General features: G+C 68.1%; 22 protein-coding genes. 7 read left to right on the forward strand and 15 right to left on the reverse strand.

Annotation, left to right across the window (positions count from 1 at the left end):
* Positions 1–86: 86 nt before the first annotated feature.
* The 3 genes from ACMZ91_RS10375 to ACMZ91_RS10385 all read right to left on the reverse strand — a co-directional run bounded on the left by ACMZ91_RS10375 (position 87) and on the right by ACMZ91_RS10385 (position 3793).
* On the reverse strand, positions 87–617 hold the full coding sequence (locus tag ACMZ91_RS10375) for a gamma carbonic anhydrase family protein (RefSeq protein ID WP_032129113.1): 531 nt from the start codon (positions 615–617) through the stop codon (positions 87–89).
* A 255-nt stretch (positions 618–872) separates the two neighbouring features.
* On the reverse strand, positions 873–2762 hold the full coding sequence (mnmG, locus tag ACMZ91_RS10380) for a tRNA uridine-5-carboxymethylaminomethyl(34) synthesis enzyme MnmG (RefSeq protein WP_277778700.1): 1890 nt from the start codon (positions 2760–2762) through the stop codon (positions 873–875).
* 548 nt (positions 2763–3310) lie between these two features.
* Positions 3311–3793, reverse strand: coding sequence for a hypothetical protein (locus tag ACMZ91_RS10385; RefSeq protein WP_049435791.1), 483 nt, complete (start codon positions 3791–3793; stop codon positions 3311–3313).
* Positions 3794–3952: 159 nt separating this feature from the next.
* Here ACMZ91_RS10385 and ACMZ91_RS10390 point away from each other — a divergent pair, with 159 nt between their 5' ends.
* Entirely contained in the window at positions 3953–4915 is a 963-nt protein-coding gene (locus ACMZ91_RS10390) for a pyridoxal-phosphate dependent enzyme (protein WP_414576998.1), read from the forward strand.
* The gene (locus ACMZ91_RS10395; RefSeq protein ID WP_032127185.1) at positions 4900–5544 is read left to right on the forward strand and encodes a YdcF family protein; all 645 of its coding nucleotides are present in this window, start codon (positions 4900–4902) and stop codon (positions 5542–5544) included. The genes ACMZ91_RS10390 and ACMZ91_RS10395 overlap by 16 nt, the downstream gene beginning before the upstream one ends.
* A gap of 256 nt (positions 5545–5800) precedes the next feature.
* On the opposite strand, the gene bioC is transcribed toward ACMZ91_RS10395, so the two are convergent.
* The 6 genes from bioC to ACMZ91_RS10425 all read right to left on the reverse strand — a co-directional run bounded on the left by bioC (position 5801) and on the right by ACMZ91_RS10425 (position 12203).
* A complete protein-coding gene (bioC, locus tag ACMZ91_RS10400) occupies positions 5801–6685 on the reverse strand; it encodes a malonyl-ACP O-methyltransferase BioC (RefSeq protein ID WP_049461689.1) in 885 nt (294 codons plus the stop codon).
* Positions 6686–6697: 12 nt separating this feature from the next.
* Positions 6698–7477, reverse strand: coding sequence for an SDR family oxidoreductase (locus tag ACMZ91_RS10405; RefSeq protein ID WP_049461690.1), 780 nt, complete (start codon positions 7475–7477; stop codon positions 6698–6700).
* 29 nt (positions 7478–7506) lie between these two features.
* The gene (gene bioH / locus ACMZ91_RS10410) at positions 7507–8286 is read right to left on the reverse strand and encodes a pimeloyl-ACP methyl ester esterase BioH (protein ID WP_414577000.1); all 780 of its coding nucleotides are present in this window, start codon (positions 8284–8286) and stop codon (positions 7507–7509) included.
* A gap of 17 nt (positions 8287–8303) precedes the next feature.
* The gene (gene bioF / locus ACMZ91_RS10415; protein ID WP_414577002.1) at positions 8304–9527 is read right to left on the reverse strand and encodes an 8-amino-7-oxononanoate synthase; all 1224 of its coding nucleotides are present in this window, start codon (positions 9525–9527) and stop codon (positions 8304–8306) included.
* Between the two features lie 67 nt (positions 9528–9594).
* Positions 9595–10638, reverse strand: a complete 1044-nt coding sequence (gene bioB, locus ACMZ91_RS10420; RefSeq protein ID WP_201117597.1) for a biotin synthase BioB — start codon at positions 10636–10638, stop codon at positions 9595–9597.
* Positions 10639–10796: 158 nt separating this feature from the next.
* Positions 10797–12203, reverse strand: a complete 1407-nt coding sequence (locus ACMZ91_RS10425) for a hypothetical protein (RefSeq protein ID WP_414577004.1) — start codon at positions 12201–12203, stop codon at positions 10797–10799.
* A gap of 342 nt (positions 12204–12545) precedes the next feature.
* On the opposite strand from ACMZ91_RS10425, the gene ACMZ91_RS10430 reads away from it, so the two are divergent.
* The 5 genes from ACMZ91_RS10430 (at position 12546) to ACMZ91_RS10450 (ending at position 16418) form a co-directional block, all read left to right on the forward strand.
* Complete coding sequence (locus ACMZ91_RS10430) at positions 12546–13889, forward strand: chloride channel protein (protein ID WP_414577006.1); 1344 nt, start codon at positions 12546–12548, stop codon at positions 13887–13889.
* Positions 13886–14548: a hypothetical protein gene (locus ACMZ91_RS10435; protein ID WP_414577008.1), complete on the forward strand. Its 663-nt coding sequence runs from the start codon at positions 13886–13888 to the stop codon at positions 14546–14548. Before ACMZ91_RS10430 ends, ACMZ91_RS10435 begins: the two co-directional genes overlap by 4 nt.
* Positions 14549–14645: 97 nt before the next feature.
* Positions 14646–15341 (forward strand): ComFC family protein, encoded by a 696-nt coding sequence (locus ACMZ91_RS10440; protein ID WP_032127079.1) that lies wholly within the window; start codon positions 14646–14648, stop codon positions 15339–15341.
* Positions 15342–15399: 58 nt separating this feature from the next.
* A complete protein-coding gene (locus ACMZ91_RS10445) occupies positions 15400–15951 on the forward strand; it encodes an HdeD family acid-resistance protein (RefSeq protein WP_049461697.1) in 552 nt (183 codons plus the stop codon).
* Positions 15948–16418, forward strand: coding sequence for a SecDF P1 head subdomain-containing protein (locus tag ACMZ91_RS10450; RefSeq protein WP_121504185.1), 471 nt, complete (start codon positions 15948–15950; stop codon positions 16416–16418). The genes ACMZ91_RS10445 and ACMZ91_RS10450 overlap by 4 nt, the downstream gene beginning before the upstream one ends.
* Positions 16419–16469: 51 nt before the next feature.
* On the opposite strand, the gene ACMZ91_RS10455 is transcribed toward ACMZ91_RS10450, so the two are convergent.
* The 6 genes from ACMZ91_RS10455 to ACMZ91_RS10480 form a co-directional block, all read right to left on the reverse strand.
* A complete protein-coding gene (locus ACMZ91_RS10455) occupies positions 16470–18248 on the reverse strand; it encodes an MFS transporter (protein WP_414577010.1) in 1779 nt (592 codons plus the stop codon).
* Between the two features lie 152 nt (positions 18249–18400).
* The gene (gene nagA / locus ACMZ91_RS10460) at positions 18401–19528 is read right to left on the reverse strand and encodes an N-acetylglucosamine-6-phosphate deacetylase (protein WP_414577012.1); all 1128 of its coding nucleotides are present in this window, start codon (positions 19526–19528) and stop codon (positions 18401–18403) included.
* Entirely contained in the window at positions 19525–20301 is a 777-nt protein-coding gene (locus ACMZ91_RS10465; protein ID WP_014038836.1) for a DeoR family transcriptional regulator, read from the reverse strand. Before ACMZ91_RS10465 ends, nagA begins: the two co-directional genes overlap by 4 nt.
* Positions 20302–20334: 33 nt before the next feature.
* A complete protein-coding gene (locus tag ACMZ91_RS10470) occupies positions 20335–21669 on the reverse strand; it encodes a D-tagatose-bisphosphate aldolase, class II, non-catalytic subunit (protein WP_414577014.1) in 1335 nt (444 codons plus the stop codon).
* 16 nt (positions 21670–21685) lie between these two features.
* The gene (locus ACMZ91_RS10475; protein WP_414577016.1) at positions 21686–22624 is read right to left on the reverse strand and encodes an ROK family protein; all 939 of its coding nucleotides are present in this window, start codon (positions 22622–22624) and stop codon (positions 21686–21688) included.
* Positions 22617–23771, reverse strand: coding sequence for an SIS domain-containing protein (locus ACMZ91_RS10480; protein ID WP_005411499.1), 1155 nt, complete (start codon positions 23769–23771; stop codon positions 22617–22619). The genes ACMZ91_RS10475 and ACMZ91_RS10480 overlap by 8 nt, the downstream gene beginning before the upstream one ends.
* Positions 23772–23821 lie beyond the last annotated feature (50 nt).

Here is a 23821-nt window from a genome sequence, read left to right on the forward strand (position 1 = left end):
TCCGGCGGGCAGCCACAGGCATGGGGGTCTCGACAGGTCCTGGTCGGGCCAAGACTTTAGCAGAGCCGCATGGCAGCGACGGGGGCTCAGCCCCGGTATTCGTCCTTCAGCCGCACGTAGTGGTCGGCCGAGTAATGCAGCGCCTCGATCTCCTTGTCACTGAGCGTGCGTGCCGGTCGTGCAGGGTTGCCGACCCACAGCTCGCCTTCGCCCACCACCTTGCCGGGGCCGATCACCGCACCGGCGCCGACGAAGCCATGGCGCTCCACGCGGGCGCCATCGAGGATGCAGGCGCCCATGCCGATCAGGCTGTAATCGCCGATCGTGCAGGCATGGATGATGCAGCCGTGGCCAACGGTCACGCCTTCGCCGATCAGGGTCGGGTAGCCGGCCTTGTTGTACGGGCTGTGGTGGCTGACGTGGATGATGGTGCCGTCCTGCACGTTGGTGCGTGCACCGATGCGCACATGGTTGACGTCGCCGCGGATGACCGTGCCCGGCCATACCGACACGTCATCGGCCAGCTCCACGTCGCCGATGATGGTGCAGGCCGGATCGATGTACACGCGTTCGCCGAGGACGGGCATCTTGTCGCGGAAGGGGCGCAGCGGGTTCATCGAAGTCTCCGGAAATCAGGGCGTTCACGACGATGATACCTGCGTGGTCTGCACGCCGCGCGCGCACCGCAGGGTAGTGCCGGCCGCTGGCCGGCAACCTCATGGGCGTGTCTGGAGTTCTGCGATTGCCGGCCAGCGGCCGGCACTACCCGCTACGGTTCGTAGTTGTAGCCGATGCTGTATGCGGAACAGCGGATCGCGCGCAGCATTGCAGTAGATCCACGCCATGCGTGGATGGCATCTACCGCGCTCGTGTTATGCCACGCGTCCCCGGCGTGCGCGCTCCAGGTGCACCAGCAGCAGCGAGATCGCTGCCGGGGTCATGCCCGGAATGCGCTGTGCCTGGCCGATGGTCTGCGGGCGTACGCGCTCCAGCTTCTGCAGCGCTTCGGCCGACAGCCCGCGCACCGTCGCGTAATCGAAGGCTTCAGCGATCGGCGTGGCTTCGTGCCGCTGCTGGCGCTCGATCTCCTCGCGCTGGCGGTCCAGGTAGCCGGCGTACTTCAAGCCGATCTCCACCTGCTCGGCAACCTTGCCATCGGCCACCGCCGGGCCCAGCGAGGGCACCTGCATCAGCTTGGCGTAATCCAGCTCGGGGCGCTTGATCAGGTCCAGCACGTTGGTCTCGCGACTGACCGCCACGCCCAGCGTCTCGTTCACTTCGCGGCCCAGTGCATTGGCCGGGGTTGCCCACAGCGCACCCAGGCGTGCGCGCTCGGCAGCGACGGCGGCCTGCTTGGTCTCGAACGCGCTCCAGCGGCGATCATCCACCAGGCCCATTTCGCGGCCGGTCGGGGTCAGGCGCTGGTCGGCATTGTCCTCGCGCAGCTGCAGGCGGTACTCGGCGCGGCTGGTGAACATGCGGTACGGCTCGTTGGTGCCGTGGGTGATCAGGTCATCCACCAGCACGCCCAGGTAGGCCTCGTCGCGACGCGGGCACCAGCCGTCCAGCCCGCGCACCTGGCGTGCGGCGTTGAGGCCAGCCAGCAGGCCCTGCGCGGCGGCCTCTTCGTAGCCAGTGGTGCCGTTGATCTGGCCAGCGAAGAACAGGCCGTTGACCAGCTTGGTCTCCAGCGAGGCCTTCAGCCCGCGCGGGTCGAAGAAGTCGTACTCGATCGCGTAGCCGGGGCGGGTGATGTGTGCGTTCTCGAAGCCACGGATGCTGCGCACCATCTCCAGCTGCACGTCGAACGGCAGCGAGGTGGAGATGCCGTTGGGATAGATCTCGACGATGCCCAGGCCTTCGGGTTCGACGAAGATCTGGTGGCTGGCCTTCTCGGCGAAGCGCACCACCTTGTCCTCGATGGACGGGCAGTATCGCGGGCCGATGCCTTCGATCTGGCCGCTGTACAGCGGCGAACGGTGCAGCGCGTCGCGGATGATCTGGTGGGTCTGTTCGGTGGTGTGGGTGATCCAGCAGCTGACCTGCTGCGGATGCTCGTCCACCGAGCCGAGGAAGGACATCACCGGCCGCGGCGAATCGCCGGGCTGCTCGTCCATCACGCTGTAGTCCAGCGAGCGGCCATCGATGCGCGGCGGCGTGCCGGTCTTCAGGCGGTCCACCTGGAACGGGCGCTCGCGCAGCCGCGCGGCCAGCGTGGTGGCCGGCGGGTCGCCCATGCGGCCGGCGGCGTACTGGGTCGGACCGACATGGATCTTGCCGGCCAGGAAGGTGCCGGCGGTCAGCACCACGGCCTCGGCATCGAAGCGCAGCCCGGTCTGGGTGATGACCCCGCGCACGGCGTCGCCTTCGATGACCAGGTCGTCCACGGCGGCCTGGAACACGGTCAGGTTGGCCTGGCCCTCGACGATGGCGCGGATCGCCATGCGGTACAGGTTGCGGTCGGCCTGGCAGCGGGTGGCGCGCACGGCCGGGCCCTTGGAGGCATTGAGCGTGCGCCACTGGATGCCGGCGCGGTCGGCGGCATGCGCCATCGCACCGCCCAGCGCGTCGATCTCCTTGACCAGGTGGCCCTTGCCGATGCCGCCGATGGCCGGGTTGCAGCTCATCGCACCCACCGTTTCGATGTTGTGGGTCAGCAGCAGGGTGCGCACGCCGGTGCGGGCCGCGGCCAGCGCGGCTTCGGTGCCAGCGTGGCCACCGCCGATGACGATGACGTCGTAACGATGGAAGGACGGATTCATGGGGGCTGTTCAGCTGGGGGCGGGCGCGGCCGGAGGCGGCGCCGGGGTGGCGATTTTAGCGCCATTCGGGGCCGGGACGTCGCCGCCGGCCGGCCAGCGCCGAAATCAGCCCTAAAGTTGGCAGGATTTTTGCAGATAACCCAATAGCACCCATCGTGGCTGGCGCCGTAGGCGCCCGTGACCGGAATTGGAACAGGGGCCGGTACAGGCGCACGGTGGGGGAGCAGAGGGCCGGCAGTCGGGGGACTGTCCGGCCCTGTTTTTTTGCGGCTGTCGGGAAGGCGCCATCCACGCATGGCGTGGAGCTACTGACGCTGGGGCCCTCGGCGGTTGGCGACCCAACAAAACAAACGGCCCCGCATTGCGGGGCCGTCTGTCTTCAGAGGTGCCGACATCCGACAGGGCCGGAACAGGGGGGATCCAGATGTTCCTGTCGGATATCGACGTAGAGCTTTTTGCGGCGGCCCGTGTCGTTTTTGTCACTTTGTGACGTGGGCCGTCACTGTCCGCGTAGATTGCGGCTTAGACCGTGTGAAATGCAAGACGGTTCAGCGCTCAACTGTGCGCTGCGTCGCACGATCCATGTTGCGCCAGGGGGAACCGTTCATCCTCGGCGCACTCGGTGCCGGTGCCGGACGGGCCTGCGGCGGGGGCGCCGACGGCTGGGCGTTCGATTGCGGCGGGCGGCGCATGGAGTCCATGTTCCGCCACGGCGAACCCCCGTTGTACGACGGACGCGACGGCGGCGGACGGTGCTCGCCGCCATTGCCCGGACGCGGCGGCGGGCGGTGGTTGTGCGGCGGACGGTAGATCGGGCGCGAGTAATACGGGTTGCCGTAGCCGCCGTAGTAGCCGCCATAGCCACCGTAGTAGGGGCCGTAGTTGTAGGGATAGCCGGCCGGGTAGCGGTATTCCACCGACGGCGCACCGTGGTAGTAGCTGCCGCTGCGGCCGCCGCCGACATAGTCGTAGGTGGTGCAGCCGGTCAGGGCCAGCAACAGGCCACCGGCAAGCATCAGGCGCATTTTCATGGTGGGTCCCCCCAGAGGACGGGTGTGCAGTCAGCTTCGGGCGCCAGCGTTGAATCGGCCCTTAATTCCGCCGGCCAGGATGAATGGAGGCGTAGGGCTGCATGCTGGCATGACCTGTGTCCCGGTCGCCAGCGCGGGGGCATACGTTAATCTTGCGTCATGAGCGATTCACTGTTGCCCCGCGCCGACGACGTCCTGCTTGCTGCCGCGAGGATCGCCCCGCATGCCAGCGTGACCCCGGTGCTGCGCTCGCACACGCTCGATGCGCTGGCCGGGGCACAGCTGGCCTTCAAGGCCGAGCACCTGCAGCGTGGTGGTGCGTTCAAGTTCCGCGGTGCCTGCAACGCGGTGTGGTCGCTGGAGGCTGATTCCGGCAGTGCCGGCGTGGTCACCCACTCCTCTGGCAATCACGGCGCCGCCCTGGCGCTGGCCGCACGTACCCGGGGCATTCCCTGTCACGTGGTGGTGCCGGAAGGTGCGGTGGCGGCCAAGCTGGCCAATATTGCGCGCCATGGCGCCACGCTCTGGCACTGCCCGCCGACCATTGCCGACCGTGAGGCCACCTGCGCCAAGGTGCAGGCCGACACCGGCGCGACCCTGGTGCATCCCTATACGAATCCGGCGGTGATGGCCGGGCAGGGCACCGCCGCCCTGGAACTGCTGCACAGCGACGGCCCGTTCGATGTGCTGGTGGTGCCGGTGGGCGGCGGTGGCCTGGCCAGCGGTACCGCGCTGGCCCTGCAGCTCGCCAGCCCGCAGACCCGGCTGGTGCTGGCCGAACCGGCCGGTGCCGATGACACCGCACGCTCGCTGGCCGCAGGCGAGCGCCAGGACGCGTTCACCCCGGACACGATCTGTGATGGCCTGCGTACCCTGATCGGCGCGCCCAATTTCGAACTGCTGCGCGCGGCCGGTGCCGAGGTGGTCGTGGTCGATGACGCGGCGACGATGGCCGCGATGCGCCTGCTGTGGGAGGTGCTCAAGCAGGTGGTCGAGCCGTCCTCGGCCACCGTGCTGGCTGCGGTGCTGGCGCAGCCGCAACGTTTCGCCGGACTGCGCGTGGGCCTGGTGCTGTCCGGCGGTAACGTCGACCTGCCAGCGCTGCGCTGGGGCGCGCCGTGAGCCGCGACCGGCAGCGGCCTCGCACCGGCCTGCTGGGCTGGCTATGGCGGCTGTTTGTCCTGCTGGTGATCTGGCTGCTGGGCGTGACTGCCTGGATCGTCTGGGTCGGCGAGCGTGACCAGGCCGCCAAGGCCGACGCCATCATCGTGCTGGGTGCGGCCGCCTATGACGCCAAACCGTCACCGGTGTTCGAAGAGCGTATCCGGCATGGGCTGGACCTGTACGAGGCCCAGTACGCGCCGCTGCTGATCTTCACCGGCGGCTACGGTGGCACCGGTGCGCGTTTTTCCGAATCGCAGGTGGCGCGGCGTTATGCGCTGAAGCATGGTGTGCCGGACGATGCGATCCTGATCGAAACCGCCTCGCGCAATACCGTGCAGAACCTGGTTGAAGCCAAGCGGCTGATGGACCAGCGCGACCTGCACCGGGTGATCATCGTCAGCGATCCGCTGCACATGGCGCGCGCGCTGCGCCTGAGCAAGGCGCTGGGCATCGATGCGCTGGCCTCGTCCACGCCCAGCACGCGCTTCCGCAGCTTCCACACCAGCTGGCGCTTCCTGGTGCAGGAAATCTATTTCTTCCACCGTGACCTGGTGCGCCCGCCGCTGAGTTCGCCGGCCAATACCTGAGGGTGCCGCTGCGCTCGCCGGGCATGGCCCGGCGCTACCCGGTCCACGTGCCGGCCCATACCCGCCTTTGGTAGGTGCCGACCTTGGTCGGCACACTGCTGGCGGCATCGCGATCTGATGGGGTGTGCCAACCAAGGTTGGCACCTACCAGAGCGATTCGCGTACGGCGTGGCATGCGGTAGTGCCGGCCGCTGGCCGGCAGATGCCCAGCATGGAATCATGAAGTTGCCGGCCAGCGGCCGGCACTACGGGACGATCAGCTCTGCTTGCGCCGGATCGGAATTGCCGACACCGGCACCGAGGCCACGTCATGCCCGCCTTCGCGGATCGGCGCGCCCGGGTCCGGCGCCCAGGCGTGCGCATAGATCACTTCCCAGCTGCTGGGCAGCTTGCCGTCGGCACGACGCATCGGTTCATACGCCGCTGCCGCAGCGGCGAAACGGCCACGCCCGGTCAGCGTGTGGCGACGGTCGACGCGGGCATTGGTCGCGCCCATCGCGCGCAGCTCGCGCATCAGCGAGGGCAGGTCGTCGTAGGTCAGGGTGAACAGATCGCGGTCCAGCACCGGGTCGCGGAAGCCGGCCATCATCAGCGCATCGCCGAACTGGGCGATCTGCGCGAAGCGGCTCACGTGCGGGCGGTCATCGGCGGCCGCGAACGCTTCATTGAGTTCAACCAGCGTTTCCGGGCCGAAGGTCGAGCACACCAGCAGGCCCCCCGGCTTGAGTACGCGACGGAACCCGGCAAACACCGCCGGCAGGTCGTCCACCCACTGCAGGCACAGGTTGCTGAAGATCACGTCCACGCTGTTGTCGGCCAGCGGCAGCGCGGCGGCATCACCGCACAGGCGCTGGAACGGCTTCCACCAGCCGGCCTGGCGCTTGGCCTGGTCCAGCATCGGCAGCGCCACGTCCAGCGCGATCACCTGCGCCTTCGGCCAGCGCTTCTTCATCAACGCGCTGGCATGGCCGGTGCCGGCACCAATGTCCAGCACCACCTCGGGCTTGCGTGCCTCCAGGTAGTCCAGCGATTCGATCAGCCGCGACTGCACTTCGCGCTGCAGGGCGGCGGCGGCGTCGTAGCTGTTGGCGGCACGGGCGAACGCGCGGCGGACGTGGCGGGCATCGAAGTGGGACGGCATTGCGAAAGTCTCTTAGAACGTACCAGGGTAGGCGCCGCCATCGATCAGCAGGTTCTGCCCGGTGAGGTAACCGGCCTGTGCACTGCACAGGAAGGCGCAGGCGGCGCCGAATTCGTCGGGTGTGCCGAAGCGGCCGGCGGGGATCTGCTGGCGGCGGCGTTCGGCCACTTCGTCGGCGTCGCCGTCCTTGCCCGCACTGTGGGCGAAGTTGGCGCGCAGGCGGTCGGTGTCGAACTGGCCGGGCAGCAGGTTGTTGATGGTGACGTTGTGGGCCACGGTGCGGCGCGACAGGCCGGCGACGAAACCGGTCAGGCCACTGCGCGCGCCGTTGGACAGCGCCAGGATATCGATCGGGGCTTTCACCGCCGACGAGGTGATGTTGACGATACGGCCGAAGCCGCGCTCGATCATCGCGTCGACGGTGGCGCGGATCAGCGCGATCGGCGCCAGCATGTTGGCGTCCAGCGCGGCAATCCAGTCGTCACGCTCGAAATTGCGGAAATCACCGGGCGGCGGGCCACCGGCGTTGTTGACCAGGATGTCCACCTGCGGGCATGCGGCCAGCGCCGCGACGCGGCCGGCTTCGGTGGTGACGTCGGCGGCGATCGCGCGCACCTCGGCGGCACCGGCCAGCGCGCGCAGCTCTTCAGCGGCGGCCTGCAGGGCGGCTTCACCGCGGGCCACGATCACCACGTTGACGCCTTCACGCACCAGCGCACGCGCGCAGCCCAGGCCCAGCCCCTTGCTTGCGCCGCAGACCAGTGCCCAGCGGCCATTGATACCCAGATCCATGCGTCAATCCCGCGGAATTCGGAAGGCGCTCATTGTCCGCCATCGGCCGGTGACAGGCCGGCAACGAAGTGTTGCAGGGCGACGGCGACCTCGTCGGCATGGCCGAGGAAGGGCGCGTGGCCGCCGTGGGCGATGGTCAGCGCCTGCCCGCCCGGGGCCAGTGCCGCGGCGGCCTGCATCGCCGCCGGAGACACCAGCCGGTCGCGTTGGCCGGCGATCCACAGGCTGGGTTTACCCAGCGTCGGCAGTGCGCCGCGCAGGTCGGTGCCTTCCAGCAGGCGCAGGCCCTCCAGCAGCGCGCGTTCGGTGGGTGCACCGCGCTCGACCAGGCGCTGGCGCAGCGTGCGCAGCTCCTCGCGGGCGTGTGCCGAGCCCATCACATCCAGCGCCAGGAAGCGCTCCAGGGTGCCACCGAAGTCGCTGGCCAGCTCGCGCCCGAACTGCTCGAACACGGCCGGTTCCACCGCGTCCGGCCAGTCTTCGCCACGCACGAAGCGCGGCGTGGCCGCGATCATCGCCAGCCCGCGCACCTTTGGCAGCGTCGCGGCAGCATGCAGCGCGAACAGGCCGCCCAGCGACCAGCCGCACCACACCGCCGGCGGCGTGGCCGCAGCAATGGCATTGACCACGAACGGCAGGCGCAGCGGCGTGGTGTCCTCGCGGCTGTGGCCATGGCCGGGCAGGTCTACCAGGTGCAGGGTGAACTGGTCCGCCAGGCGCTGCACCAGTGGTGCGAACACACCGCCCTGCAGGGCCCAGCCGTGGATCAGAACCAGGTCCGGCCCACGGCCGGTCACTTCAATATGCATGGGGAACTACACGGAACTCAGGCAAAAGCGGGCAGCGGCGGTGGCGCGGCTTCACGCACGGCCAGGGTCACGCGATCGCGCGCGCTGGCGATGGCCTCCACCAGGCCACGCACCTGTTCCGGCGTATGCAGCGCGGACAGGGTGACGCGCAGGCGTGCCTTGCCTTCCGGCACCGTCGGTGGGCGGATCGCGCCGACCAGCCAGCCGGCCTGCTCCAGCGCCGTGGACATCGCCACGGCGGTATGGTCATCGCCGCACAGCAGCGGCTGGATCGGCGTTTCCGAAGCCATCAGGTCCAGGCCGTGACGACGCGCTTCACTGCGGAACAGCGCGATCAGGTCGGTCAGTTTGGTGCGGCGCCAGTGGTCGCGGCGCGCCAGGCGCACTGCTTCAAGCGCCGCAGCGGCCATCGCCGGTGGCACGGCGGTGGTGTAGATGTACGGGCGCGCGGTTTCGGCCAGATGCTCGATCAGGTCGTCACGGCCCAGCACCAGTGCACCGGACCCGCCCAATGCTTTGCCCAGCGTGACCAGTTGCAGCGGTACGTCGTCCACGCCCAGCCCGGCGGCGGCCACTGCACCACGGCCATCACCGACCACGCCCACGCCGTGCGCGTCATCGACGTAGAACAGCGCCTGCTGCAGGCGTGCCACAAGCGACAAAGCGCGCAGCGGTGCGATGTCGCCATCCATGCTGAAGACACCATCGGTGGCCAGCATCGCCGCGCCATCGGGCGTGTGCTTGAGCTGACGCATCGCGCCTTCCGCATCCAGATGTGGATAGCGGCGCAGGCGTGCACCGGCCAACCGCGTCGCATCGAGCAGGCTGGCGTGGTTGAGCTTGTCCTGTACGCAGACATCGTTCTCTTCGCTCAGCAATGCCTGCTGCACCGCCAGGTTGGCGGCGAAGCCACTGCCGAACAGCAGCGCACGCGGATAGCCCAGCCACTCGGCTACTTCGCGTTCCAGCGCTTCGTGCAGGGCGTGGTGGCCGCAGACCAGGTGCGAGGCACCGGCGCCAGCACCTTCGCGCGCGGCAGCATCCTGCAGCGCATTGACCACGCTGAACTGCTGGGCCAGGCCCAGGTAATCATTGCTGCAGAAGCCGGTCAGCCACTGGCCGTCCACTTCCAGGCGCACGCCATCACGACGGCTGACCGTGCGTCGCGGGCGGCGACGGCCTTGGGCATCGCGCAGGGCGCGTTGGGCGTGGAGGCGGGCGGTCAGGTCGGGGCGGGCCATGGTGGCTGAATGCGACGACGGGGCGGCTAGGGTAGCGCGTTGCCGCGACGCCTGCTTGCGGCCCGTCTCAGGCCGCGTGAGCGCAGCCACAGCCGGGCGTATCGGCACTGATATCGGCGTGCACGGTGCCGCCGTGGTCGTGGCCCTCTGCATCTACCTGCACCGCCATCGGTTGCAGTCCCAGCCGCGCGAACAGCGCCAGGTCACGCTCGCTTTCCGGGTTGCCGGTGGTCAGCAGCTTGTCGCCATAGAAGATCGAATTGGCACCGGCCAGGAAGCACAGCGCCTGCAGCTCATCGTTCATCGCCTCGCGCCCGGCCGACAGCCGCACCATCGAGCGCGGCATGGCGATGCGAGCCACCGCGATCATGCGCACGAACTCGAACGGATCCAGCTCGGCACTGCCATGCAGCGGCGTGCCCGCCACCTGCACCAGCTTGTTGATCGGCACCGAATCGGGATGTGCCGGCAGCGTGGCCAGCGCCAGCAGCAGGCCGACGCGCTGCGCGCGCGTCTCGCCCATGCCGACGATGCCACCGCAACAGGTCTTCAGGCCGGCATCGCGCACGTGCTCCAGCGTATCCAGGCGGTCCTGGTACTGGCGCGTGTGGATGATCGAATCGTAGTAGTCCGGCGCGGTGTCGAGGTTGTGGTTGTAGTAGTCCAGGCCGGCGTCCTTCAGCGCACGTGCCTGTTCGCCACTGAGCATGCCCAGCGTGGCACAGGTCTCCAGGCCCAGTGCCTTCACCCCGGCGATCATTGCCGCCACCTTCGGAATGTCGCGGTCCTTCGGCGAACGCCACGCGGCACCCATGCAGAAGCGCGAGGCACCGGCGGCTTTGGCCTGGCGTGCCTTGGCCAGCACCGCATCGGTCTCCATCAGCTTCTGCGCGTTCACCCCGGTGCTGTAGCGCTGCGCCTGCGGGCAGTACGCGCAGTCTTCCGGGCAGCCGCCGGTCTTCACCGACAGCAACGTGGAGACCTGCACCTGCGAGGGGTCGAAATGCTCGCGATGGACCGCTGCGGCGCGGAACAGCAGCTCGGGGAACGGCAGATCGAACAGCGCCTGCAGTTCGTCGTGTTGCCAGTCGTGGCGGATGGCAGCAGCCATGGCGGGACCTTGGGTACGAGTGGAGCGAGGGCGGCAGTGTGGGTGGGCGTGCGCAGGCTGTCAACAATATTTATGTTCACATGGTTTACAGTGTTTGCACTCCGGGCGATCCCGCCCGGAGCGTTGCTTCTGTCGTCGAGCGCGAAAAGCGATCGGCATCAAGGCGTGTGCGGTGTTTCGCTGATCAGCGCGGTCACCTTGCCGAGGATGAAGGGACCGTCATCGAAGTAGCCGTGGCCCCAACCTTCGCGCTGGTCGGCATTGAGGTCATCAAGGGTCCACCAGCTCACCGCGCTTTCTCCCTTCCGGGCGAAGAACGCCTGGCAGGCCGAGATGTCTGCCCACGCCGCAGAGTTGCGATAGACGTTCTCCCGGGTGAAGAAGCGTTCCATGCCGAGCAGAGGCTCATCGGCAGCATCTTCGAAGATGTTGGACACGATGTAGAGCAGCGAACCGGGAAAGAACAGTGAGCGCTCGTTGGCTTCGTCGGCATCCCTCATCGCCAATTGCCGGAACCTCCCGATGCGGTTCTCGTGCTTCGAGATGGCATGCGCGAACCGACGACACGTCACCGCAGGCGCTTCGAGAATAAGGTCGAACGTCAGATCCGGAAGGATCTGCGCTGCCTGGTCCAACAGCTCGCACAGGAAGATGCTGCCGGCGCTGTGGCCGACGAGCGTGATGCGGGGAACAGAGGCTTCGGACTGCAACTGCCTGTGCAGCTCGCGCAGGAATCTGACGCCACCCGATGCCGGGCCGTCGAATGAATCCTGTGCATCCTTCTTCATGGGATTCCACCAGCCGATGCGCCCCACGTCATCGAGATAGAACTCACGCAGCACTTCTTCCACGATCACGGCAGAGACGGCGCCTGGGCGCCCTCGACCACTCTGCTGGCGCTGCCATACGCGTATCACCAGTCTGGCCACCTTGATGGCCAGCGCGATCCAATTCAATGCCATGGCCTTGTTGGGTGACGGAGTGCCAAACAGTTCCCTGGCCGTGCGCTCGTTGACGATGGCCGCGCGTTCGGCTGGCGGTTCGTGTGCCAGCATCTTGTTGGCGGGCGCCAGCGTCGCCTCCCTGTAATCGTCACGGGCCTCGGCAATGGCTTGGTTCACCTCGGGATCATCAGCGAATTCCTGCGCGAGATCTGACGAAAGGCTCTCCTCGTCGGGTGGCGCGGCGTTGAGGATCTTCATGCCGGGCGTGAGAACCTGCCCGCCGCCTAGCTTTTCCAGGATCTTGTCGTGGACTTTCCTGAAGAGAAGTTTGGCGAGTACTGCACCCAGGATCTCGCCCAGGTTGTTCAACGGAGCTTCGATGTCACCCGTTTCCCAGACGAAGAACAAGGGGTAGGCCTGTGCCCGCACATAGGGGTCATGCAAGGCTTCTGCGATGCGCCGTCCACGCTTCTGCGAAACGCGGCCGCCATGTACATGGATAACGATTCCGGAAGGTGACCTGGCCTGCAGCGCGCGACCGACAATCCGGCGAAGGTCTGATTCCTGCAGCGTGCCATCACGAAGATGGATGATGTGATCCAGCGGGTCGTAGGCATTCATCTCACACTCCATTGTCATTGAGGATGTCGAGAACGAAGCAATTCACGCAGATGTCGGCACGCAGGTGCTGGCAAGCGCTACCGCGATGACGAGCGGTGGCGGCCTTTCGTTGCCGGCGGAGCTGCACCCTCTCCCCAGAGGGCAGCGGCTGCAATGCTACCTCCACGAGGCGCGTTGGACGAACCCGGCAGGAATCGGCCGGCCTTCACGCATGTGGGACGGCGTGCCATTGCTGCCAAAGCATGCGGTTCCCGGCGCGTGAGCGTATTCACCACATCCTGCAAGGCCTTCAGCCACAGTACCCGCTGTCCGCCTTCCTCCGCAGCGTCCAGACTGCCCCGCATGACCGATCTCGACCGCCTCCGCGGCCGCATCACCGCGCTGGTTCTCAGTGAGGCCTGGCGTCGCCGTGCCGCGCTCTGGGGCGGCGCTGTGGCCGTGGCGCTGGTGGCCATCCTGTTCGCCAAGGCCAGCGACGCGGCCTTCCATCTCTTCCAGCGCATTACCTCGCACTCGCCGTGGTGGGCCCTGCTGCTCACGCCGGGCATCTTCGCGCTGCTGGCCTGGCTCACTTCCGGTGTGCTGAAACCCACGCGGGGCAGCGGTATTCCGCAGGTCATCGCCGCGTTGGACAAGGCCGATGAGCCGTTCCGGAAGACTAATCTTTCACCTGCGGTCTCGGCCGGCAAGCTCCTGCTGACCTCGTTGTCGCTGCTCGGTGGCGCATCGGTGGGGCGCGAGGGTCCCACGGTGCATGTGGGCGCCAGCCTGATGTACCTGTTCGGCCGCTGGTTCGGTTTCAAGGATCCCCGCGAGCTCTCGCACTTCCTGCTGGCCGGTGGTGCGGCGGGTATCGCGGCGGCGTTCAACACGCCGCTGGCCGGCATCGTCTTTGCCATCGAAGAGCTCAGTGGCCGCTTCGAGCATCGCTTTTCCGGCACCCTGCTGACCGCGGTGATCGTCGGTGGCGTGGTGTCGCTGGGCCTGCTGGGCAACTACACCTACTTCGGTCATGTCAGCGCGCGCCTGCCACTGGGCCAGGGCTGGCTGGCGATCCTGCTGTGCGGCGTAGTGGCCGGGTTGCTGGGAGGCCTGTTCGCGCGCGCGGTGCTGGCCAGTGCGGCGGGCCGCCCGCGTTGGCTGGGCCAGCTGCGGCAGCGGCATCCCGTGCTGCTGGCTGCAGGCTGCGGCCTGGTGGTGGTGGCGCTGGCGTTGACGTTCGGCGAAGGCGCGTTCGGCACCGGCTACGAGCAGGCGCGAAGCCTGGTGCAGGGGCAGGCGATGGTCGGCCACGAGTTCGGGTTGATGAAGCTGCTGGCGAATCTGGCGTCCTACGTGGCGGGCATCCCCGGTGGCCTGTTCTCGCCGGCGCTGGCGGTCGGTGCCGGCCTTGGGCACAACCTCGCGGTGCTGATGCCGGGTGTGGATCCGCGTGCGTTCGTGTTGTTGGGCATGTGCGCCTATCTGACCGGCGTCACCCAGGCGCCACTGACCTCGGCGGTGATCTCGCTGGAGCTGACCGACAGTGGTGATCTGCTGCTGCCGATCCTGGCCACGGTGCTGATCGCGCGCGGCGTGTCCGGGTTGGTGTGCCGGGTGCCGATCTATCGCGGGCTGGCGGAGGTGTTGATGATGCCCGCCGTCGTGCCACACTCGCCTTCCAGCGGAAAGGATTTCACGAAGTGAGTTACACCATCGCCCCTGAACAGGTCATCGATTACCCGCCCGAGCGCTTGCGCGAGTTCCATGGCAGCGTGGTCGAGTACATCGACAACCGGGTGTTCATGCTGGATCCGGGGCAACTGGTCGGCGAACCTGCCGCGCAGGCCTACCGGGAGATCGCAGCCGGGATGTTCACCGCGCTGGGCTGGCAGGGAGATGGCCGCATCGAGCTGTTGTGGCTGCCCGCCTTCGTTTTCCCGCTGTCCGAGCACATGGCGGATGTCGGTGTTGGCGTCTGGCATGTCAAGCAGGACGAAGACGGCATCTCCTACCTGTTGTCGCCGGTGCCGATGCCGTTCGAGGCACTGCACAACACGCCACACTGGAAGGAGGTCCGCCAGGCGGCACACCGCAGGCGCGGTGCACTGGGCCGAGCGGTGGATGAAGTCCTGCACTATGTATGGGATCCAATAGGCATCCAGGCCAATCCGGACTGCCGTGGCGAGTACGCCGCCTACGCAGATCGCATCGAGTCCCAGCTGCTGCGCGGTGCAGGCGAACAGGACCTGTGTGCGGCCCTTGCCGGCATGGCGCGCAATGAGATGGGCGTCAATCCGGATGAGCGCAGGACCCAGCGCGCCGCCGCCGCCCTGGTGGCCTGGCGGGCATCCCTGCGTGACTGACCCGATGAGACGGCCGACAGCACTGCGTCCGCTTTCCTGACCGTCCGGTGTGGTTGCCGGTGATGGTTCCGGCATCGCTGCGCGGGCAGGTTGGGGTATGCCTCTTGCCTACCTCCCTCTACCGGCGGATTGGCCCGCAGTGCTGCTTCGCGTTCTGCTGCCACTGCGTTGCCTGGTCTGCAACGACCCGGGCCACGATGATCTTGACCTGTGCCGCGCCTGCCTTGCCGAGCTGCCGTGGGCCGGCCGCGCCTGCCTGCGCTGCGCATTGCCGCTGCCCGACAACGCCCTGATCGTCTGCGGCAGCTGCCGCGAGGAAGCGCCACCGCAGGCCGCTACCCATGCCAGCCTGTTGTACCTGCCGCCGGTCGACCAGCTGCTGGTGCGCTACAAGTTCCATCAGGATCTCGCCGCCGGTCGCCTGCTGGCGCAGTTGATGCAGCGCGCACCGCCGCCGTGGTCATGCCTACCTCTGGTGCCGGTACCGCTGCACCGGCGCCGCCTGCGCCAGCGCGGCTACAACCAGGCGGCAGAACTGTGCCGCCTGCTGCCGATGCCGGTCTGGCAGGGGCTGTACCGGCGGCGGCATACCGCGCCGCAGTCTGAGCGTACGGCCGAACAGCGCAGGGAAAACCTGTTCGATGCGTTCGATGTACGTGGTCCGGTGCCGCCGCGACTGACCGTGGTGGACGATGTGATGACCACCGGCAGCACGGTGATGGAGGTTGCGGAGACGCTGCGGTGGGTGGGAGCGGACGAGGTGCGGGTATGGGTCTGCGCGCGGGCGCCGTGATCGCCCTCTTCATCCCCAGGGGCTAGGATGAGCCCGGTTCCGGATCGAAGGAGTGGCGATGAATTCCCCCTTGTCTCCCCTGTTGTCGGCGGTTGGTCGTAGCTGGTGGATCCTGCTGCTGTATGGGCTGGTTGCGCTGGGCTTTGGCATCGTCGCCATCGGCTGGCCGCTGTCTGCAGCCATGGCATTGGCATGGACGCTGGGTGTGATGGCCATCGTTGAAGGTGTCATCAGCCTGTTCGCACTGGTCAGCGGCGGCAGCGGTGCCTCGCGTGGCTGGCTGGCGCTGTATGCCATCGCCTCGCTGGGCTTCGGCATCCTGGCGGTGATCAATCCGCTGGCCACCGCCAGCGTGCTGGTGCTGTTCCTGGCAGCGTGGCTGCTGGTGGCCGGCATCTATCGCATCGTGTTCGCGATCCGCGTGCGCAAGCAGATCCAGGGCGAGTGGCTGCTGATCCTCAGTGGCGTGCTGGCGGTGGTGCTGGGCGTGCTGTTCGCGGCCAACCCGTATGCGGGTGTGGCAGTGACCACGCTGTGGATTGGCATTGGCAGCCTGCTGTATGGGCTGCTGCAGGTGCTGGTGGCATTCAAGTTGCGGAAGTTGAAGTGAGGGCTGCGCTTCCCCTGTTGCTGGGCATGGCGTTGATCCTGACCGGATGTATGCCGGGCGCCACACCCGGTGTCTTGGCAGGCAAGGATCATGCACCACGCCCCGGCGTGGATGTGCGCCTGAGTGCGGTCGATGCAGCCGGCAAGGGCACATCGGTGCAGTGGCAGGGCGAGACCCTCGCCCTGCGCGAGCCCCCGATTGCCGGCAGCGCGGATATTGCCGATGTGCGCTATGTGCTGGATGAAGGCAAGCAGCCGGGCCTGCAGATCCGCTATCGGCCGGAGGCGCATCAGCGCATCCACGATGGCACCGCGGCACTGGTGGGCCAGCGTGCGGCGATCAGCGTGGATGGCCGCGTGCTGATGGTGGCGACGGTGCAGGGGCCGTTCGGCGAATCGATGATGCTGAGCGGCTTGTCCAGCGTTGCCGAAGCGCGGGAGCTGGCCAAGCACATCACTGGCGAATGACGGGCGCGCCATGAACCCGCGCTGCGCGCGGAGGTCGACCAAAGTCGACCGCTACCGGGCGAAGCGGGCCTCGATCTCTTCCAGCGACTTGCCCTTGGTCTCCGGCAGCCAGAACGCGGCCACCAGGAAGAACACGAAGGTGCAGGCCGCCCAGAACACGAACATGCTGGCGTAGCCATAGTGGCCCACCGTGGGCAGGAAGATCGCGGCGATAGTGGTCGACACGAACTGGTTGATCAGCAGCGCGATGCTCATGCCGTTGGAGCGGATGCGGTTCGGCATCAGCTCGGACAGCGCGAGCCACACGCAGACGCCGGGCCCGACCGCGAAGAATGCGACGAACACCAGGATGCAGGCGGCCACTGCCCAGCCGTGTGCCGGTGGCGGCACCGGGCCGATGCGGGCCTGCTCGATACGCAGCGGTGCCTGCGCTGCAGCGGCCGGATCGGCGAACGGGTTCAGATGCAGTTTGCGGAAGAACGCGCCGATCACGCTGTCCGGCTGCACGGTGCCGGCACGCTCGATGCGCAGCTCGCGGTCGGTCAGGTTGTCGCTGCGCAGGGCGCGCACATTGGTGAAGTCGCCGTAGGCGTAGGAGACGGTCAGCTGCAGCGGCCGGCCCTGGCTGTCGATGCCATTGCTCAGGCGCTGCCACTGCGCATCATCCAGCACCAGCTGCAGGCCGTCGCCGCTGACCGCCGCCTGCAGCTGCGGCTGCACGTCGGTGCGGCCGCGTTCGGCCTGGAAGAAGAGGGTGGCGGCGGCCAGCAGGGCCACGCAGATGCCGCCACTGCCGAGCATCAGCAGGAACTTGCGGCCCTTGCGGTCGACCAGCAGCAGCGCGACCACGGTCATCACCGCATTGAGCAGCTTGATCGCCACATCGGCACCATTGGCCACCGAGCCGGACAGGCCGGCCTGGTTGAGAATGTTCACCGCGTAGGCCAGCACCGAGTTGATGCCGGTGGCCTGGGTGCAGGCCAGCACTACGCAGGCGAGCAGGAACGGCACCACGTAGCGGCGGCTGAGCAGCGGGTCGCGCTTGCCGCTGCCGCTGCTCGATTCCGGTGCCTGGATCTGTGCAAGCGTCGGCTCCACCTCCGAAGCGGGCAGCACGCGCTGCAGGCTGCGGCGCGCATCATCGATGCGGCCGCGACGCACCAGCCAGCGCGGCGATTCGGACAGCCAGAAGATGCCAGCGCAGAACAGCAGGCCCGGTGCCAGGCAGGTCCAGAAGATGGTGCGCCAGGCGTGGTCCTTCACCGTGAACAGTTCCTGCGCCTGCTGCGCGACCGGCAGTGAGCGCACGGCTTCGGCGGCGGCATCCACGGCGTGGGCGTGGTAGAGGCCGATCAGGGCAGCCAGCACCAGGCCAACGGTCAGCAGCAGCTGGAACATGGCCGCGCCGCGCCCGCGTCGCTCGGGGCTGAGCACTTCGGCCAGGTACAGCGGAATCACCACGCCGATCAGGCCGCCACTGATGCCCTGCAGCAGCCGGCCGAGCAGCAGGGGCGTGTAGCCGGATGCCAGTGCCATGATCGGGATTGAGGCAGTGAACAGCAGGCCGGCCAGCAGCATCGCACCGCGGCGGCCGATCAGGTCGGCGACCATGCCGGCGAACAGCGAGGACAGCACGCTGCCCAGCAGCACTGCCGCGACGACGAAGCCGAGCTGCTGGCTGCTGAGCTGCCAGGCGTGGCTGGCAGTCGCTTCAAGATAGGGCAGGGCGCCGGCGATGATGCCGATGTCGATGCCGTACAGCAGGCCACCGAGGCCGCCGATGAAGAGCAGGTAGCGTACGGGCCAGCGCGGAGCGGTGCTTGCAGTCATCGGCATATCCCAGGAGGCGTTTCGGTGCGGATTGCCTTCGTAGAGTCGAGCTTGCTCGACTGACCGCGCGGGGCGCGGCAGAGCAGTCGAGCAAGCTCGACTCTACAAAGGCGGTGCGTCAGGCATTTCCGGCGTTAAGGAGCGGCGGCACGTCAGGCGTTTGCGGCGTTCAAATCAACTACGCGCCCGCCCACCACCACCTGCTGCAGGCGCAGCTCGGCGTCCAGCACCACCAGGTCGGCGCGGGCGTCGGGCGCGATGCGGCCGCGATCGTCCAGGCCCAGGTAGTCCGCCGGGAAGGTGGAAACACGTTGCGAGGCATCGGCCAGCTCCAGGCCGACGCGCACCAGATTGCGCAGCGCCTGGTCCATGGTCAGTGCGCTGCCCGCCAGCGAACCGGTAGCGAGGCGCACGCAGCCGCCGCACTTGTGCACGCGCTGCTCGCCCAGCGCGTACTCGCCGTCGGGCATGCCGGTGGCGGCAGTGGCGTCGGTCACTGCGTACAGGCGCGGGATCGCGCGCGCGGCCAACCGGATCACGCCGGGGTGGATGTGCTGCAGGTCGGGAATGATCTCGGCGTACTGCGCATGTGCCAGCGCCGCCGCCGCAATGCCCGGGCGATAGTGATCGACGCCGGTCATGCCATTGAACAGGTGGGTGAAGCCGGAGGCGCCGGCCTGCAGTGCCGCCACGCCTTCCTCATAGGTACCGGCGCTGTGGCCGAGCTGTACGCGGATGCCCATCGCCGAGAGCGCGGGAATCAGCGCGGTGTGCTCACCGATTTCCGGTGCCAGCGTCATCACCCGGATCGGTGCCAGCGCATGCAGCTGCTGCACCAGTGCCAGCGTCGCCTCGATCGTGCGGTTGGGCTGCGCACCCAGACGCTGCGGGCTGATGAACGGTCCTTCCAGATGCACACCGACGATGCTGGCGGCGTCGGCATCGGGTGCCGCCATGGTGGCGGCCACGCCCTGCAGCGCGTGCTCGATCTCGTTGAGCCCGGCGGTCATGGTGGTCGCCAGCAGCGTGGTGGTACCGAAGCGCAGATGGGTGCGGGCGATGGTGCGTGCTACGTCGCCGCCCTGCATCAGGTCCACGCCGGCCGCGCCATGCACATGCAGGTCGATGAAGCCGGGCAGGATCACCGGCAGCTGCAGGTCGTCAGCGCCGCTGTGGTCATCCACCTGCAGCTGGCGCACGTGCGAATCGAAGTGGACGTGGCCACGCCGCCAACCCAGCGGAGTGAGGATGCGGCCATGCAGGGATCGGCTGTCGGTCATGCGGTGGGCTCGGCGATGATCACTTCGATGCCCAGCCGCTGCAGCCCCTCACGGGTTGCGTCGTCAATGCCGGCGTCGGTGATGATGGCGTGGATCTGATCCAGCAGGGCGATGCGGTGCAGGCTGACGCGGCCGAACTTGGAGGCGTCGGTCAGCACCACGATGCGGCGCGCACGCTCGACCATGCGGTGGTTGAGGCGGGCTTCGGCCTCGTCGTGGGTGGTCAGGCCGAACTGCAGGTCCAGGCCGTCCACACCCAGGAACAGGGTGTCGAAGCTGTACGAATTGAGGCTGGCCTCGGCCTGGCTGCCCTGCAGCGACAGCGACTGCTGGCGCAGCAGGCCACCGGTCAGCAGCACGGTGATGCCCGCGGCATTGGCCAGTTCCCAGGCGATGTTCAGGCCGTTGGTCATCACCGTCACGTCGCGATGCGCGCGCAGGTGGCGGGCCAGGGTCATCGTGGTCGAGCCGGAGTCGATGATGATGTTGTCGCCGGGCTGCACCAGGCGCGCAGCGCGCGCACCGATCGATTCCTTCAGCGGCAGGTTCAGCGCGTCTTTCTCGTGGATGTCCTGTTCCTGCGGCGGCGTACGAACGAGCGTGGCGCCGCCGTGGGTACGGTTGGCCAGGCCCTGCGACTCGAAGTGGGTCAGGTCGGCACGGATGGTCACCGCCGACACGCCGAAGCGCTCGACCAGATCGGCCACCTGCACCGAGCCATGCTCGATCAGCAGCTGCAGGATCTGTTGCCGGCGGGAGCGGGTGTTGCGCATGGCCATTCTCGGTTTCGCGGGAAAAGGTAGAGATTAGCCGTTCGCAGCAACGCCGGCAGCCGAGCCCGCGTTCTGCGTGCGGGGGCCGGCCTGGTTGGCGCTGCAGGCGCGGGCGTATTCGCCCAGGCACAGGCCGATACGGTGCTGCACCAGTGCGGTGGGCGTGTTGGCCAGGCGGCCCTCGCGCACGGCGCGGTACTGCTCCGGCAGGTACTGGCTGAGCAGCACCAGCGGCGGCGCATGCTGCTCCAGGTTGGCGAACAGGGTCTGCACCGCCTGCACCAGCGCCGGCTCGCCCCAGTAGTAGCGGCAGCGGTCGCTGAAGGAGTAACTGCGCAGCAGGCGCAGCGCCGCCTCATCGCCCTGGTAATAGGACTGCCAGTACTTCGGCTGCGCCAGCATCACCTCGTCCAGCACCTGCGGCAGGCGCGAGCACTGCGCGGCTGGCAGCAGCTCGGCCTCGATCGCGGCCAGCGCGAACAGCGCCTCGCGATAGGCGAAGGTGGCGGCCGGGCCGACCTTGAGGATGGCGAAGTGGTCGCGTACCAGCGCGTGTAGGCCACTTTCGCGCTGGTAGTCGGTGGAATGCGCCTCGAACACGATGCGCGGCTGCTGTTCGAGGAAGCCGGCCAGCGCACTGGCGGCGGCCGCGTCGTATTCGTGCACGCTGCTGTGGTCGAAATCCACGCCGGGCTGCACCACCATCGCGATCACGCGCTGCCACGCATCGCGCAGCTGCGGGGTATCGAACGCCTGCTGGTGGATGGCCAGGGTCTGCGCGGCGGCGGCCGGCGTGGTCACCTGCAGGCCTTCGGCCAGCGAGGCTTCGCCACCCGGAATCGGCACTTCGGTACCGATCACGTAGACCGGCGGCGGCAGGCCGTGTTCGGCGGCGGTACGCTCGGCAATCTCGGCCAGCTCGGCCGAACGCGCGGCAACGATGGCGTCGGGCAGCGGCACCGGGTCATCGGCGCAGGACATGCTGCAGTCCAGGTGGATCTTGTGGAAGCCGGCGGCGACGTAGGCTTCGATCAGCACGCGCGCGTGGGTCATCGCTTCGGCGGCCGGGCGCTTCTGCCAGGCATTCGGGCCGAGGTGGTCACCGCCCAGGATCAGCCGTTCGCGCGGGAAGCCTTCCTCATCGGCCAGCGTGCCCACGTAATCGCGGTACTGCGGCGGGGTCATGCCGGTGTAGCCGCCGAACTGGTCGACCTGGTTGGAGGTGGCCTCGATCAGCAGCACGGTGCCGTGTGCCAGCGCCACGTGCATGGCCGCGCGCAGCACCTGCTCGTTGCTGCAGCAGACGCTGTACAGGCCGATGTTGGCACCGGCGCGGTGGGAGGCAAGCAGGGTCTGCAACGGGGACATGGTCAGGCTCCGGACATCAGGAAAACGAGGGTTGGCAGGCGAGCAGGGCAGCACCACGTGCGCCACCGGCATCGCCGAAGCGTGGCGGCACGATCGGTGGCACCTGCACACCCTTGAACAGATGGGCGGCGATGGCGGCGGGCAGGTGCTCGTACAGCGGCGCGTACTGCGAAAGACCGCCGCCGAGCACGATCACGTGCGGGTCCAGCGCCAGCACCAGCGCGGCCAGACTATGGCCGAGCAGGTCGCGATGGATGTCCAGCGCCTTGCGCGCGCGCGCATCGCCGGCTTCGGCCAGAGCGATCACCGCGCTGGCGTCGGCGGCGCTGCCACCGAGGTGACGCTCGATCATCGCCACGCCACTGCCGGACACATAGCGCTCCACGCAGCCCTGCAGGCCGCAGGCGCAGTCGATCAGCGGCAGGCCGTGGCGCTGCAGCAGATGACCGGGCACGCTCCAGTGGCCCCATTCGCCGGCCAGCCCGTTGAAACCGGACAGCAGGCGGCCGTGCAGGCAGAAACCACCGCCAGCGCCGGTGCCGAGGATGGCGCCGAACATGCTGGGATAGCCGTCGGCGGCACCGCCGTGTGCTTCCGACAGGGCAAAACACTGCAGGTCGTTACCGAAATGCAGCGGCCGCTGCAGGCGTGCCTGCAGGTCGGCGGCCACGCTGTGGCCGGTCAACGCAGGCACGTTCGCGCTGAGCTGGCGGCCGCTGCGGCGGTCGCGCACGCCGGGTAGAGCGATGCCGATGGCCGCATCACTACGGCCCAGCGCGGCATCGGCCTCGGCGACCAGGGTCACCACCGCCTGCAGGAAACCGCCGTAGTCGCCCTGCGGCGTGGCCACGCGGCGGCGCCAGGTGACCTGCATCGCCGCATCGCACGCCACCAGCTCGATCTTGGTGCCGCCGATGTCGATGCCGTAGCAGGCGTGGGCGATCAGCTCAGCCATGGTGGATGGTGACGCCCTTGACCACGCGGTTGACGGTGCCATCCGGGAACGGATTGTCCGGGGTCAGGCCGAGTGCGGCCGAGCGCTGCAGCGCGAACAGCTGCGCAAAGCCCAGCCACACCGGTGCCAGCCACGGATCATCCAGTGCCGGTACGGTGAGGGTGTACTCGTCGTCCGCACCGATGTCCGAATGCGGGCCGATCGCCAGTACCTGGCCGGCCACGCCATCGCGGCGCAGTTCTTCCAGCAGGTCCTGTTCGTAGCGGCGCGCCAGCGGCTGCACGCTGCGCAGCACCACCACCAGGGTGTTGCCGTCCAGCGTCGACTTCGGGCCATGGCGGAAGCCCAGCGGGGTGTTGGCCAGCGCCAGCACGCGGCCGGCGGTCAGTTCCAGCACCTTCAGCGCACACTCGCGTGCCAGCGCTTCCAGCGGGCCGCTGCCGAGGTAGATGATGCGGTTGAACGGGCGCTGTGCCAGCGCGGCCACCGGTGCATCCCACTGTGCCTGGCCTTCGCGGGCCAGCGCGGCGATCTGCTTCAGGCGCGCCACGCGCGCGTCCCACGGCGAACGATCGAACACGGTTAGCGCGGCCAGCAGCATGCAGGTCAGGCTGCTGGTCATGGCGAAGGCACGGTCGCAGCTGGCCGAGGGCATCAGCAGGGTGCAGGTATCGGCACGGCCGGCGCCACGTCGGGCCAGTTCGCCATCGGCATTGCAGGTGATGTCGAGGAAGCGCGCGTCATCCACGTCGCTGCGCACGCGGTCGACTGCCGCCACGCTCTCCGGGCTGGAACCGCTGCGGCCGAACGAGACCAGCAGGGTCGGGCGGTCGCGCTGCAGGTACAGCGCCGGGTGGGTCAGCAGGCTGGTGGTGTGCACCACGCGCACATCGGCTGGCCACTGCGCGTTGATCGCATCGGCCACCATTTCGGCGATGAAGCCGGAGCTGCCGGCGCCGGTGAACAGCACGCGCTGGTTGGGATCGTTGAGGCTGTCGCCGAGGAAGGCCTGCAGGCGGTCGCGGGCACGCGACAGGTCCTGTGCGAGGGCTTCCCACAGCGCAGGCTGCTGGGCGATTTCGGTAGCGGTATCGGCTCCGCCAAGGCGCTGCCAGGCGGACACATCGGAAAGCAGGGTGACGTCCATTCGGAGGTTCCAGTTGGGCCAGCGCACCATCTGTGTTTTCTTTCGAAATG

The sequence above is a fragment of the Stenotrophomonas sp. FR024 genome (assembly GCF_047500745.2).
GTDB classification, from domain to species: domain Bacteria; phylum Pseudomonadota; class Gammaproteobacteria; order Xanthomonadales; family Xanthomonadaceae; genus Stenotrophomonas; species Stenotrophomonas maltophilia_A.